Below are 12,039 nucleotides of genomic sequence, written 5' to 3' on the forward strand. Positions count from 1 at the left end.
TCTCAGAGCGATTCCGCAGGGAGGCGAAGGCCGGACGAGGACTTAGCGAAGAGAACGGCACCTGACGGCTCACCTGCCTCGACGCAAAAAAGCGATGGCGCAGCCGAGCCGTGGCTCCGGACTTCCGCTTGCCCGATGTCAGGCGTTATCCAACGAAGCGGATGGAGCGGGATCAGTGGCCGCGGTGTGCGGAATAACGTGCCAGTTCGGCCAGCCATTCGCCACGTTCGCCCAAGAGTTCGATGGCTTCGAGGGCTTCGTCGACAAGACCGGCCAGGCGCGCGCGGGAGGCATCGAGGCCGATGATCGACGGGAAGGTGGGTTTGTCGGCGGCGGCGTCCTTGCCCGCGGTCTTGCCGATCACGGCGGACTCACCCTCGACATCGAGGATGTCGTCGCGGACCTGGAAAGCCAGTCCGACGGCGTGGCCGTAGCGATCCAGGTGGGCGAGCATGCCGGCATCCGAGCAACCGGCGGCGAGTGCGCCAAGGCGGATCGACGCCCTGATCAACGCACCGGTCTTGTAGGCATGCATGCGCTCCAGCTCGTTGAGCGACAGTTGCTGGCCCACGCCGGCGAGGTCGAAGGCTTGCCCCCCCGCCATGCCCTCCGCGCCACAGGCGGCGCCCAGCGCGCGCAGCATGGCGATACGTTGGTCGGCGTCACCGCCGCCGTGTGGCGTGGCGAGGATCTCGAACGCCAGCGCTTGCAAGGCGTCGCCGGCGAGGATCGCCATGGCCTCGCCGAACACGATGTGGCAGGTGGGCCGGCCACGACGCAAGGCGTCGTCGTCCATCGCGGGAAGGTCGTCGTGCACCAGCGAATAGGCGTGGATGATCTCCACCGCGCAGGCCGGTGCATCGAGGATCGTGCCATCGCACCCGAGCGCATGGCCCGCCGCGTAGACGAACAAGGGGCGCAGGCGCTTGCCGCCGCCGAGCACGGCGTAACGCATCGCCCGGTGCAGGTCGCTGGGCGGGAGGTTTTCGGCGGGCAGGGCGCGTGCGAGCGCGTCGTCGGCGCGGCCGACCAGCGCCCTGAGGGGTGCCGGCAGGTCAGTCGATGCGGGAGTCAAAGGGTTCGGCGGTATCGGGGGATTCGGGATCGAGCAGCAGGCGCACGCGCAGTTCCGCCTGTTCCAGCGCGGTCTGGCAATGCCGGTAGAGACCGATGCCGCGCTCGAACGACTTCAGGGATTCGTCGAGGCTGAGTTCGCCGCCTTCCATGCGGGTGACCAGCTGTTCGAGCTCGTCCAGCGAGTGCTCGAATTCGGCAATCGAGGAGGCGGGCACGGGAGTGGCGGGGGACTTCGGCATGCCCGCAAAACTAGCTCACATGGCGGTTTCGATCAATCGTCGCGGTGCCACACCGGCCGTCCGCCAGCCGCATCGAAGAGGTTTTTTCCTTCGTCGGTTAGCCACTTGTCGGCGACCGCGACGAGGCGGCCGTCGACCTCGACCAGCGGGATGCGGGGGCGTTCCCAGGGGGGTACGGCCGCTTGTTGGAACAGGTCCCGCAGTTCACGCGTGTGCTTGTCCCCGTGGGGACGCAGGGTTTCGCCTCCGCGCCGGTAACGCACCGTCACGGCGCGGGCGAGCCTGCCGTTGGACAGGGAAAGCGTGCCGCCGCCGGGGAGCACGAGCGGCTCGCCATGCCATGCCGCCGACCAGTCGCTGTCGAAGGCGTCACGCCGCCGCATGGCCCAGAGCCGGCCCTTCCAGACGCGCACCTCGGTCCCGCCCCAACCGACCAGCGGCAGGCGTTCCGCCGCGGCTTCGCGGATCTGCCGTTCGAGCGCCTCGCGTTGCGCGATGGTCGGCGCGGAGAGGCCCGCCGCGTGTAGCCAGTATTCCAACAGCGGCGCTCGCCAGGCGGGAGGCAGGGCGAGCCAGCCCATGGCATCCAGTGTGTCGTGCTGGCCGCTCAAGCGGGACAGGGCGTCCATCCAGCCGTCGCGGAGACTGTCGGTGGCCTCCCGGCACAGGCGCGCGGCATGCGTGATGCTGATGGCGGCCTGGGGCCACTGGGCGACCAGCGCGGGAACGATCGTCGCGCGCAGGTAACCGCGGGCGACGCGGGGATCGTCGTTGGAGGGATCGTGGATGGTGCCCAGGCCATGTTCGGCGACATGGTCGAGCAGCGCGATGCGCGGCAGGTCGAGCAAGGGGCGCCACAACATGCCGGCGCCCAGCGGGCGTCGTTCACGCATGCCGGCGAGGCCTTCCGGACCGGCGCCACGCAGCAGTTTCAGCAGGACGGTTTCCACCTGGTCGTCGCGATGATGGGCCAGCACCAGCCGTTCGCCCGGCCGGAGCGACGTCGCGAACGCGGCATGCCGTGCACGACGTGCCGCCGCTTCGATACCTTCGCCTCGTGTCAGGTCGACCGCCACGCGAACCACCTCGCAGGGCACTTCCAGCGATTCGCAGAACCGGCGGCAATGCACCGCCCAGGCACCACTCTCCGCATGCAGCCCATGATCGATGTGGAGGGCGCGCAGCGCCGGGCGGGGCATCCGGCCGGCGAGCGCATGCAGCAACGCGGTGGAATCGGGGCCGCCGCTGTAGGCGACGACGAGTGGCGCATCTTCCGCCTCGCGCAGCGAACGATCGAGATGATCGGCCAGCGATACGCTCATTTCGCCTTGCCGCGCATGCGTACGTAGAGATGCTTGGCATTGCCGAACTGGCGCTCCTCGACGTCGAACAGGCCGATGCCGTTGATGAGCCCGCTCAGCTTCGAGTAACCGTAGTTGCGCGAATCGAAGTCGGGCGAGCGCTTGCTGAGGATGCTGCCGATGCCACCGAGCGCGGCCCAGCCGTTTTCATCGGATGCGGCTTCCACGGCGTTGCGCAGCAGGTTCATCAACTTCGTGTCGCCGCGAAGTTCGTGCGCGCTCCTGGGCGCGGACACGACCTCGTTCTCGTTCTGCTCGGTACCGACCAGGACTTCCGTGTAGATGAACTTGTCGCACGCGGAAACGAAGGCCTTCGGGGTTTTCTGCTCACCGAAGCCATAGACGATGAGGCCGGCCTCGCGGATGCGCGACGCCAGCCGGGTGAAATCGCTGTCGCTGGACACGATGCAGAATCCGTCGAAGCGTTCCGCGTAAAGCAGGTCCATCGCGTCGATGATCATCGCCGAGTCGGTCGCGTTCTTGCCCGAGGTATAGGCGAACTGCTGGATCGGCTGGATCGAATGATCGAGCAGGGCGGTTTTCCAGCCGTTGAGGTTGGGCCCCGTCCAGTCGCCGTAGATGCGCTTGACGTGGGCCGTACCGTATTTCGCTACCTCGGCGAGCAACCCGTCGACGATGGCCGGCCTCGCGTTGTCGGCGTCGATCAACACGGCGAGCTTCTGGGTGACGTCATTGGCCATGGCGGGCTCCGGTGTCGGCGGTCAGCCGATGGTACGCGCTAGCCGTGCGACCCGTCCCCTTCGGCTCCGCCGCCCGCTTCAGCCTTCGCTGAATGCGCCGTAGGCACGCAGGCGCTTGTAGCGCCTTTCCAGCAGTTCGTCGGTAGACAGGGTTTCCAGTTCGTCGAGTTCGTTGAGCAGGACGGCCTTCAGGCGGATCGCCATCGACTGGGGGTTGCGGTGCGCGCCGCCGAGCGGTTCACGGACGATCTTGTCGATGAGGCCGTTCTCGAGCAGGCGCGGGGCCGTGAGGCCCATGACCTCGGCGGCGTCCTTGGCCTTGTCGGCGCTCTTCCAGAGGATGGAAGCGCAGCCTTCCGGCGTGATGACCGAATAGGTGGAGTACTGCAGCATCAGCGTGCGATCGCCCACGCCGATGGCCAGCGCGCCGCCGGAACCGCCTTCACCCGTGACCGTGCAGATGACCGGCACGCGGAGGTCGGCCATTTCGAGCAGGTTGCGCGCGATGGCTTCCGACTGGCCGCGTTCCTCGGCGTTGATGCCCGGCCATGCGCCCGCGGTGTCGATGAAGGTGAACACGGGAATGTGAAAGCGCTCCGCGAGCTTGAACAGGCGCAGTGCCTTCCGGTAGCCCTCGGGACGCGGCATGCCGAAGTTACGCTTCACCTTGGACTTGGTGTCGCGTCCTTTCTGGTGGCCGACGATCATGATCGAGCGGCCGTTGATCCGGGCCAGGCCGCCGACGATGGCCTGGTCGTCGGCGAACATGCGGTCGCCCTTGAGCTCGTGGAATTCCTCGCACATCGCCTGGATGTAATCCAGCGTGTAGGGACGTGCCGGATGACGCGACACCTGGCTGACCTGCCAGGGCGTCAGGTTGCGGAAGATCTCGGCCGTTTTGACCTTGAGCTTCTCGCGCAGCCGGCCGACTTCCTCATCGATATTGAACGCCTGGCCGCTGCTGGCGTGGCGAAGTTCTTCGATCTTCGCCTCCAGCTCGGCGATGGGTTGTTCGAAATCGAGGAAATTGGGATTCATGGGCAACGGTGGTTCGGAAAGACCCGACAGTATACCGGGTGGCGCAGGGCCCCGACGTGCGTAAGGGTACGGATGGGTTCCTGCATCCTAAGTGATTGACGGACAAGTCCTCGAAGGTGCCGAGTGGGGTGAGGGCTCGCCCGGGTCGGGAATGAAGGGTCGCCCTGAATTGCGTGTGGGGGACGACCTCGCGGGCTGTGAGGGTCGCCCACGCGGCAGGCTGGATTTGCTGGAATGCACACCGCCACGGGATGGTGGCGGTAAAAAAACCCAAGGAGATCCGCGCATGAAGAACGAAACGTTGGTTTTGGCAGCCCTGCTGTCTTTCGCATCGGGAACTGGCGCCGCGCAGGCGACCACGGCCGACACCTCCACCGGCACGATCAAGAATTCGGTCTGCACCGAGGCCGGGGGTGCGGACCGTTGTCTCGTCGACCTGCGCAACGGCGATTTCGAGGCCCGGATCGATTCCCGGGACCCGTACCGCTGGCAGTTCCTCGTACCGCGAGGCATGCCTGCCCCCTACCTCGGAAGCACGCCCGACTCGCGGACGCTCGCCTTGCCGGGGCAGGGCGCCACAGCGTGGGCGTACGCGCCGATTCCGGCCGGCGAGGCCGGCGCGGACTTGCCGAAGCACACGTATACGGTGCGGCTGCGTGCGCGGGGCTCCGGCCCCATGCCCGCGAATGTGGCGGTGACCCTGCTTGTCGCCGGACCGGATGATTCGTCGGGTGGCAGCGAGCTCGCCACGGTGACCCACACCGTCGGCTGGGATTGGGAGCCTCTGGATCTCAAGGTCGACGGCATCGCCATTGACGGAGCGGCGCTCATGGGCGTGCGCATCGAGCGCACGGACAGGAACACCCCCACGATGCTCCAGGTCGACGATGTACGCATCGTGCGCACGTCGCCGTATCCGTGGGGTCGGTGATGGCGATCGTCCAGGGAAAGACCATGCCTTTGCTCAAGCGGCGCTTCGCGACGCTCCTCTTCGCGCTATCTCCATTCGCCTTGCCGGGTATCGCCTGGGCAGGCGACGGTGCCGATCCCTCCCACCTGCCCGCTTGCGATCAGTTCGGCGGGACCGAAGCCTGTCGGTTGCCGGTGCAGAACGGGCAGTTCATCCATGCCCTCGATGGATGGACACGCGCCACGGGGCTGCCGGGCATCGGCTATGACGAATCCGGCAATCCGTACGCTTCGCTCTATACCGGCGCGAGCATCCGTCAGAACGTGTATGCCCATTTCGGCAAGTCGCCGCAAGGCCTCACCTACGCACTGCGATTCCGCGTTCGCGCCGATAACGCCGACACCCAGGTCAGGGCCCGGTTGTCGATGAGCGACGCGACGGGCAAACATACGCTGCCGCTCGGTTCCACCACGACGATCGCCCATAAAGACGAGTGGGGCATCGTGGAACTCATCGTGAACGGGGCCCCGTTCGGTGCGCCGGCCCATGTCCAGATAGAGATCGCCAACGAAGGCGGCAATCACGACACCGTGCAAGTGGACGATGTCTACCTCGTCGAGTCCGGAGATGCGATGTCGCTTCGGCGTCGTTGATCCGGAAGAGGACCGGGTGCGTGCGCGCACCCGGTCCCTCTTTTCAATCCGCTGGGCGTACCAGGCGCAATTCCGTGCCGAGCACGCCCGGAAGCGCGCGTAGCGTCCGCATGAGATCGGGGAGGGCGCGCACGCGCCAGGCTTCACCGAGTTCGACGCTGGCCTGACCCACGGTGTTGCGGTAGCCGGCCAGCAGCAGAGGCGTGCGGCCGCCGCGGTAGCCCATGAGGGCCTGACGCAGGTGTTGCGGGAAATCGGGGCCGACGCCGTTGAGTTTCAGTGTGAGCAGGCGACCGAAGTGCTCCATCGCATCGGCGAGCGAGTAAGCCTTGCGGGCGCGCAACTGGTAGCCGCCGGCGAAGTCGTCGATGCGCAGGCCGCCCTCCACCACGATCAGGTTGCCCCGCGTGAGCAATGGCGCGGCGTCGGTGAACACTTCGCGGAAGAAACTCGTTTCGAGCACTCCGGTGGCATCCTCGATCTGCACGAAGGCGTCGCTATCGCCGCGCTTGCGCATGCCGACCACCATGCCGGCGACGGTCCATGGCGTCTCCGGGCCGCGGCGGAAGCGGCTGGCGTTCTCGTCGTCATCGTTGCGCCGCGGCTTCGGTGGCTGGTAGCGCTGCGGGATCTCGCCGATCGGGCAACTGGAGAGCTGTGCCAGCTCCGCTTTCCACGGGTCGGTGGGGTGGCCGGAGAGATAATGACCGAGCGTGTCGTGCTCGCCCTGCAGCAATTGCTCCAGCGGCCACTCGGGCACCGCTCCCGACAATTCGATGAGACTGGGTGCCTCGGCGGCGCCGAAGGCGTTGCCGAAGATGTCGACCTGCCCGGACGCGCGGTTTTTCGCCTCCTGGTCGGCGGCGCGCATCGCTTCGGGGATGTGCATCAGCAGCGTGGCGCGGTTTTCGCCGAGGGCATCGAGCGCGCCGGACTGCACGAGGGCTTCCATCGTGCGCTTGTTGAGCTTGTTCGAACCGACGCGCTGGCAGAAATCGACCAGGCCGCGGAACGGCCCCTTCGCCTTGCGCTCGGCGACGATCTCCTCGCAGATGCCCTGGCCCACGCCCTTGATCGCACCGAGCCCGTAACGGACCACGCGCGGTTCCACCGCTTCGAACATCCAGTCGGATGCGTTCACGTCGGGTGGCAGCACCGTGATGCCGATCGCGCGCGTCTCGTCGAGGAAGGTGACGACCTTCTCGGTGTTGTCCATGTCCGACGAGATCGTCGCGGCCATGAACTCGGCGGGGTAGTGCGCCTTCAGCCACGCGGTCTGGTAGGAGACCAGCGCATAGGCGGCCGCGTGCGACTTGTTGAAGCCGTAGCCGGCGAACTTCTCCATGAGGTCGAAGATCGCGTCGGCTTTCTCGCCGTCGATCCCGTCCTTGGCGGCACCTTCGCGGAACGTCGCGCGGTGCTTGACCATTTCCTCGGGTTTTTTCTTGCCCATCGCGCGACGCAACAGGTCGGCGCCGCCGAGCGTGTAACCGCCGACGATCTGCGCCATCTGCATCACCTGTTCCTGATAGACCATGATGCCGTAGGTCTCTTTCAGGATGGGCTCGACGCGCGGATCCGGGTACTCCACTGGCTCGCGACCGTGCTTGCGTGCGCAGAAGCTGGGAATGAGGTCCATCGGGCCCGGGCGATACAGTGCCACCAGCGCGATGATGTCCTCGAAGCGGTCGGCCTGCGCGTCCTTGAGCATGCCCTGCATGCCGCGCGATTCGAGCTGGAAGACGGCGACGGTCTGCGCCTTCTTCAGCAGGTCGTAGACCTTGGGATCGTCCAGCGGGAGCGCTTCGATCACCAGTGGCTCGACGCCTTCCCGTTCACGGCGCCTGTTGATCGCCTTGACCGCCCAATCGATGATCGTGAGCGTGCGCAGGCCGAGGAAGTCGAACTTGACCAGGCCGACCGCTTCGACGTCGTCCTTGTCGTATTGCGTGACGACGCCTTCGCCGCCCGGTTCGCAGTAAAGCGGGGCGAAGTCGGTCAGCGGCGTCGGCGCGATGACCACGCCGCCCGCGTGCTTGCCGGCGTTGCGGGTGAGGCCTTCCAGGCTCAGCGCCAGGTCGATGAGCTGGCGCGGTTCCTCTTCCTGCTCGTAGACGTCGCAGAATTCCTTGACGATCCGATCGGGTTCTTTCTTCGACTTTTCCGTGCGGCCGAGCGCGTCGCCGAGGGTGAGGTCGAGCGGCCGGTTGGGGATCAGCTTGGCGAGCCGGTCGACCTGGCCATAACCCATGCCGAGCACGCGACCGGAGTCGCGCAGCACGGCCTTCGCGGCCATCGAGCCGTAGGTGATGATCTGGCTGACGTGGTCGCGTCCGTACTTGCGCGAGACGTAGTCGATCACCTCGTCGCGGCGATCCATGCAGAAGTCGATGTCGAAGTCGGGCATCGACACGCGTTCCGGGTTGAGGAATCGCTCGAAGAGCAACTCGAACTGGAGCGGGTCCAGGTCGGTGATCTTCAGCACCCAGGCCACCAGCGAGCCGGCGCCGGAACCGCGGCCCGGGCCCACCGGGATGCCGTTCTGCTTACCCCAGTTGATGAAGTCCGCCACGATCAGGAAGTAGCCGGGAAAGCCCATCCGGATGATGACGTCGACCTCGCGATCCAGTCGGGCCTGGTAATCCTCCAGGGTCTTTCCCGGTGCCAACGGATGGTTGCGCAGGCGCTCCTCGAGCCCCAGTTGCGCCTGCTCGCGGATGTACGTGTCGAGGGTATGCCCCTCGGGCACCGGGAAGTTCGGCAGGTAATACGTGCCGAAGCTCAGTTCCAGGTTGCAACGCTTCACCAGTTCGACGGTGTTCTGGAGCGCTTCGGGAATGTCGGCGAACAGCGCCTCCATCTCCTCGGGCGACTTGAAGTACTGCTCTTCGCTGTAATCGTGCGGGCGCTTCGGATCGGCGAGGACGCGGCCCTGGTTGATGCAGGTGCGCGCTTCGTGCGCCTCGAAACCGTCCCGCTCCAGGAAGCGCACGTCGTTGCTGGCGATGACGGGCAATTCGTACTCGCCGGCCAGCGCCATGGCCGCGCGTACCCAGTGTTCCTCGTTCTCCCGGCCGGTGCGGGTGAGCTCCAGGTAGAGGCGATCGGGAAAAAGGCGGCGCAGCGACTCGAGGCGCGGGCCCGCCGTGGTCAGGCCCGCGCCGAGCGCGACTCGCGCCACCTCGCTCTCGCGCCCGGCGATGGCGATCAGGCCACGCACGCTCTCCGGGTGCATCCAGGCGGCGTCGACCAGCGCGCGGCCCGTACCCTGGCCTTCGCGCCAGGCGCGGGAGACCAGCCGGGACAGGTTGAGGTAACCGTCGCGGTCCTGGCAGAGCAGGGTGAGGCGCCAGGGGCGCGGGTCGTCGGGGCTGGATACCCAGATGTCGCAGCCGGCCACCGGCTTGATGCCGGCCGCCGTGCACTGCTTGTAGAACTTCACCAGGCCGAACAGGTTGTTCTCGTCGGTCAGTGCGACCGCCGGCATCCCCGCACGCACGCAAGCGGCGACCAGCTGCTTGATGCGGATGGTCGAATCGACCAGCGAATACTCGCTGTGCAGGTGGAGATGAGCGAAACGGACGGACATGGGCGACGCCGGACAAGGCAGAGGGAAGGCTACCCGTGGGAGCCCGGCAGGACAAGAATTGACATCAACGCATGTGGGCCTCGGGATGATCGATGAACCAGAGCCCGGCGAACAGCTTGGCGTCGATGGAGAATCCCTCCTTGGCACGGTCGAACAGCCATTTGCCGGCCTCGGCGCGCGGAACCTCGTGGACGATGATGTTCTCGGTCTCGTCGCCGCCGCCCGCACCGACGCGCACCAGGTCCCATGCCCGCACGAAGGCGATCATCTCGGTGCTCATGCCGGCCGACGAGGGCCCTTCGTGCACGAACTCGAGATGGCCGCAGCGATAGCCGGTTTCCTCCTCGAGTTCACGCCGGGCCGCGATCAGGACGTCTTCGTCCTCCGCGCCGGCGATGTCGCCGACCAGGCCGGCCGGCATCTCGATGGTGTTCGCGAGGATGGATACGCGGTATTGCTCCACGAAGACGACCTTGTCGTCCGGTGTCACCGCGAGGATGATCACCGCGCCACCGGCGTTGTTGCGCACGGCGTATTCCCAGCGCCCGCGCTTCTTCATGGTCAGCCATTTGCCCTGGTACAGCGTCTCCTCGGGCGCGGCGGCGTCTTCGGGCACGGGCGAGGCGTGAGGTAGGGGACTGGTCTGCATGGGTGGGCTCCTTGAGGGACGGCGAAGTATCCGCACAAGAGTATCGTGCCCGTGTGACGTCGGGGGATCAGATCAGCGCGCGCAGCCTCGTGCGCGTCAAGGGGCCGAAGCGGATGCGCTCGCAGAGGTCGTCGATGGCGGAAGCGTCGCCGGCGCGCCGGCTGAGCGCGTCGGCCGTATCGGCCACCGCGATGTCCAGCGCGATGCGCGTCAGGCGGCGGCATAGCAGCGCCTGGTCGGCGTGCTCGCGCAGGCGGACGGCGCAGGCCGCGGCACCGCGGATGCGCAGGTAGGGTACTTCGTCGATGCGCTCCAGGATGGCGTCGAGGCTGCCGAAGTGACCGAGCAGCGCGGCGGCGGTCTTGGCGCCGATCCCCGGCACGCCGGGAATGTTGTCCACGGCATCGCCACACAACGCGAGATAGTCGGCGACCTGGTGCGGATGCACGCCCATGCGTTCGAAGACACCGGCGGCGCCCCAGCGAACGTTCTTCGCGAAATCCCATTGCTCGTCGAACTCTCCGAGCAACTGGCCGAAATCCTTGTCCGCCGAAACGATCACGCCGCGAAACCCGTGCGAGCGCAGCCCCCACAGGGCGCTGCCGATGAGGTCGTCGGCCTCGTACTGGTGGTCGTTGAGCACCGTGAGCCCGAGCGCCGCGGCGACCTCGCGGCAGAACGCGAACTGGCGCACGAGCTGGGGTGGCGGCAGTTCGCGGTTCGCCTTGTAGGCGGGATAGATCGCATTGCGGAAGGAGGTGGTGAGCGACGCGTCGAACGCCACCGCGATGTGTTCCGCGCGGCTGCGCTCCAGCAATTCGCAAAGGAACCGGGTGAAGCCGTGCACGGCATTGACCGGCTCGCCTTCGTGGTCGTGGAATTCGTCCGGCATCGAGTGCCAGGCGCGGAAGACGTAGAGGCTGCCGTCGACCAGGTGGACGAGTGAGTCGCCGCTCACGGTTCCCACGTGCTCACGATGTCGTCGTAGGCGGGGCGATCGCGCTCGGGGGCCGCCATGACGGGGGTGCCGACGTGGATGAACCCGATGACGTGTTCGTTCTTCTTCATGCCCAGCAGCTTCGCCACGTCGCGGTCGTAGGCGGCCCAGCCGGTGAGCCACTGCGCACCGTAGCCCAGGGACTGCGCGCCCAGCAGGATGTTGTAGGCGACACAACCGGCGGCGAGGTTCTGTTCGAGTTCGGGAACCGTGCTGTCTTCGTCGATCCTGGCCGAAACGACCAGCACCAGCGGCGCGTGCTCGTAACGGCGCTGTTCTTTCTCGCGCTTCGCCTCGGACAGGTCGGGATTTGCCTCGATGGCGCGCTTGGCCAGCTTGCGCCCGAAGGCCAGCTTCGCCTCGCCGCGCAGGATGCGTATGCGGAACGGTTCGAGCTTGCCGTGGTCGGGCACGCGCATCGCCGCCTCGAGCAGGCGGCGTAGCGTGGCGTCATCGGGGGCGGGTTCGCCGAGCTGGCGCGAAGGCACGGAGCGGCGGGCGTCGAGGAAAGCCAGGGCGGTCTGGGTCATCTCCCTAGTTTACCCGGCAGCCGCCCTGGTGGGAGCCGACCCTGTGCCTTGGTGGGGCCCGACCTCGTGCTTTGGTGGGAGCCGACCTCGTGCCTTGGTGGGAGCCGACCTTGTCGGCGATCCCGCGGCAGCGGGCCAGATTGAGGCAAGCACCCATCGCCGCTGAAGCGGCTCCCACAAGAGCCAATCGAGTAGCCCGGTCAGGAACAGACCTAGTGGGAGCTTGGGAACAGACCTGTGGGAGCCGACCTTGTCGGCGATCCCGCGGCAGCGGGCCAGATTGAGGCAAGCCCCC

11 protein-coding genes are annotated in these 12,039 nt (G+C 66.8%); 2 read left to right on the forward strand and 9 right to left on the reverse strand.

The window, feature by feature from the left end; genetic code table 11:
• Positions 1-172: 172 nt before the first annotated feature.
• From ispA to ACR9ZJ_RS16655, 5 genes are all read right to left on the reverse strand, one after another.
• Positions 173-1,075: a (2E,6E)-farnesyl diphosphate synthase gene (ispA, locus tag ACR9ZJ_RS16635; RefSeq protein ID WP_481288368.1), complete on the reverse strand. Its 903-nt coding sequence runs from the start codon at positions 1,073-1,075 to the stop codon at positions 173-175.
• Positions 1,056-1,316 carry an exodeoxyribonuclease VII small subunit gene (locus tag ACR9ZJ_RS16640; protein WP_481279630.1) on the reverse strand — a complete coding sequence of 87 codons (261 nt, stop codon included), beginning with the start codon at positions 1,314-1,316 and terminating at the stop codon, positions 1,056-1,058. The genes ispA and ACR9ZJ_RS16640 overlap by 20 nt, the downstream gene beginning before the upstream one ends.
• Before the next feature lie 32 nt (positions 1,317-1,348).
• Positions 1,349-2,638 carry a tRNA lysidine(34) synthetase TilS gene (gene tilS / locus ACR9ZJ_RS16645; protein WP_481288369.1) on the reverse strand — a complete coding sequence of 430 codons (1,290 nt, stop codon included), beginning with the start codon at positions 2,636-2,638 and terminating at the stop codon, positions 1,349-1,351.
• Complete coding sequence (locus tag ACR9ZJ_RS16650) at positions 2,635-3,378, reverse strand: NYN domain-containing protein (RefSeq protein ID WP_448098521.1); 744 nt, start codon at positions 3,376-3,378, stop codon at positions 2,635-2,637. The genes tilS and ACR9ZJ_RS16650 overlap by 4 nt, the downstream gene beginning before the upstream one ends.
• Before the next feature lie 78 nt (positions 3,379-3,456).
• Positions 3,457-4,416, reverse strand: coding sequence for an acetyl-CoA carboxylase carboxyltransferase subunit alpha (locus ACR9ZJ_RS16655; protein WP_426285330.1), 960 nt, complete (start codon positions 4,414-4,416; stop codon positions 3,457-3,459).
• Positions 4,417-4,702: 286 nt separating this feature from the next.
• Here ACR9ZJ_RS16655 and ACR9ZJ_RS16660 point away from each other — a divergent pair, with 286 nt between their 5' ends.
• Positions 4,703-5,347 carry a hypothetical protein gene (locus ACR9ZJ_RS16660; protein ID WP_481288370.1) on the forward strand — a complete coding sequence of 215 codons (645 nt, stop codon included), beginning with the start codon at positions 4,703-4,705 and terminating at the stop codon, positions 5,345-5,347.
• 23 nt (positions 5,348-5,370) lie between these two features.
• Positions 5,371-5,979 (forward strand): hypothetical protein, encoded by a 609-nt coding sequence (locus ACR9ZJ_RS16665; RefSeq protein WP_481288371.1) that lies wholly within the window; start codon positions 5,371-5,373, stop codon positions 5,977-5,979.
• A gap of 43 nt (positions 5,980-6,022) precedes the next feature.
• Here the strand turns inward: ACR9ZJ_RS16665 and dnaE are convergent, their stop codons facing one another.
• The 4 genes from dnaE to ACR9ZJ_RS16685 form a co-directional block, all read right to left on the reverse strand.
• A complete protein-coding gene (gene dnaE, locus ACR9ZJ_RS16670) occupies positions 6,023-9,568 on the reverse strand; it encodes a DNA polymerase III subunit alpha (protein ID WP_481279634.1) in 3,546 nt (1,181 codons plus the stop codon).
• 64 nt (positions 9,569-9,632) lie between these two features.
• Positions 9,633-10,217: an NUDIX hydrolase gene (locus ACR9ZJ_RS16675; RefSeq protein WP_481279635.1), complete on the reverse strand. Its 585-nt coding sequence runs from the start codon at positions 10,215-10,217 to the stop codon at positions 9,633-9,635.
• A gap of 67 nt (positions 10,218-10,284) precedes the next feature.
• On the reverse strand, positions 10,285-11,109 hold the full coding sequence (locus ACR9ZJ_RS16680) for a 5'-3' exonuclease (RefSeq protein WP_481288372.1): 825 nt from the start codon (positions 11,107-11,109) through the stop codon (positions 10,285-10,287).
• A 62-nt stretch (positions 11,110-11,171) separates the two neighbouring features.
• Positions 11,172-11,744 (reverse strand): nitroreductase family protein, encoded by a 573-nt coding sequence (locus tag ACR9ZJ_RS16685; protein ID WP_481279636.1) that lies wholly within the window; start codon positions 11,742-11,744, stop codon positions 11,172-11,174.
• Positions 11,745-12,039 lie beyond the last annotated feature (295 nt).

The sequence above is a fragment of the Luteibacter sp. KNZ12-1A genome, from assembly GCF_056755675.1.

Bases quoted from the DNA above. Each gene is read 5' to 3' on its own strand.
- ACR9ZJ_RS16650 (WP_448098521.1), bottom strand. From the start codon at position 3,378: ATGGCCAATGACGTCACCCAGAAGCTCGCCGTGTTGATCGACGCCGAC.
- ACR9ZJ_RS16660 (WP_481288370.1), top strand. From the start codon at position 4,703: ATGAAGAACGAAACGTTGGTTTTGGCAGCCCTGCTGTCTTTCGCATCG.
- dnaE (WP_481279634.1), bottom strand. From the start codon at position 9,568: ATGTCCGTCCGTTTCGCTCATCTCCACCTGCACAGCGAGTATTCGCTG.
- tilS (WP_481288369.1), bottom strand. From the start codon at position 2,638: ATGAGCGTATCGCTGGCCGATCATCTCGATCGTTCGCTGCGCGAGGCG.
- ACR9ZJ_RS16665 (WP_481288371.1), top strand. From the start codon at position 5,371: ATGCCTTTGCTCAAGCGGCGCTTCGCGACGCTCCTCTTCGCGCTATCT.
- ACR9ZJ_RS16685 (WP_481279636.1), bottom strand. From the start codon at position 11,744: ATGACCCAGACCGCCCTGGCTTTCCTCGACGCCCGCCGCTCCGTGCCT.
- ACR9ZJ_RS16655 (WP_426285330.1), bottom strand. From the start codon at position 4,416: ATGAATCCCAATTTCCTCGATTTCGAACAACCCATCGCCGAGCTGGAG.
- ACR9ZJ_RS16675 (WP_481279635.1), bottom strand. From the start codon at position 10,217: ATGCAGACCAGTCCCCTACCTCACGCCTCGCCCGTGCCCGAAGACGCC.
- ACR9ZJ_RS16640 (WP_481279630.1), bottom strand. From the start codon at position 1,316: ATGCCGAAGTCCCCCGCCACTCCCGTGCCCGCCTCCTCGATTGCCGAA.
- ACR9ZJ_RS16680 (WP_481288372.1), bottom strand. From the start codon at position 11,109: ATGCCGGACGAATTCCACGACCACGAAGGCGAGCCGGTCAATGCCGTG.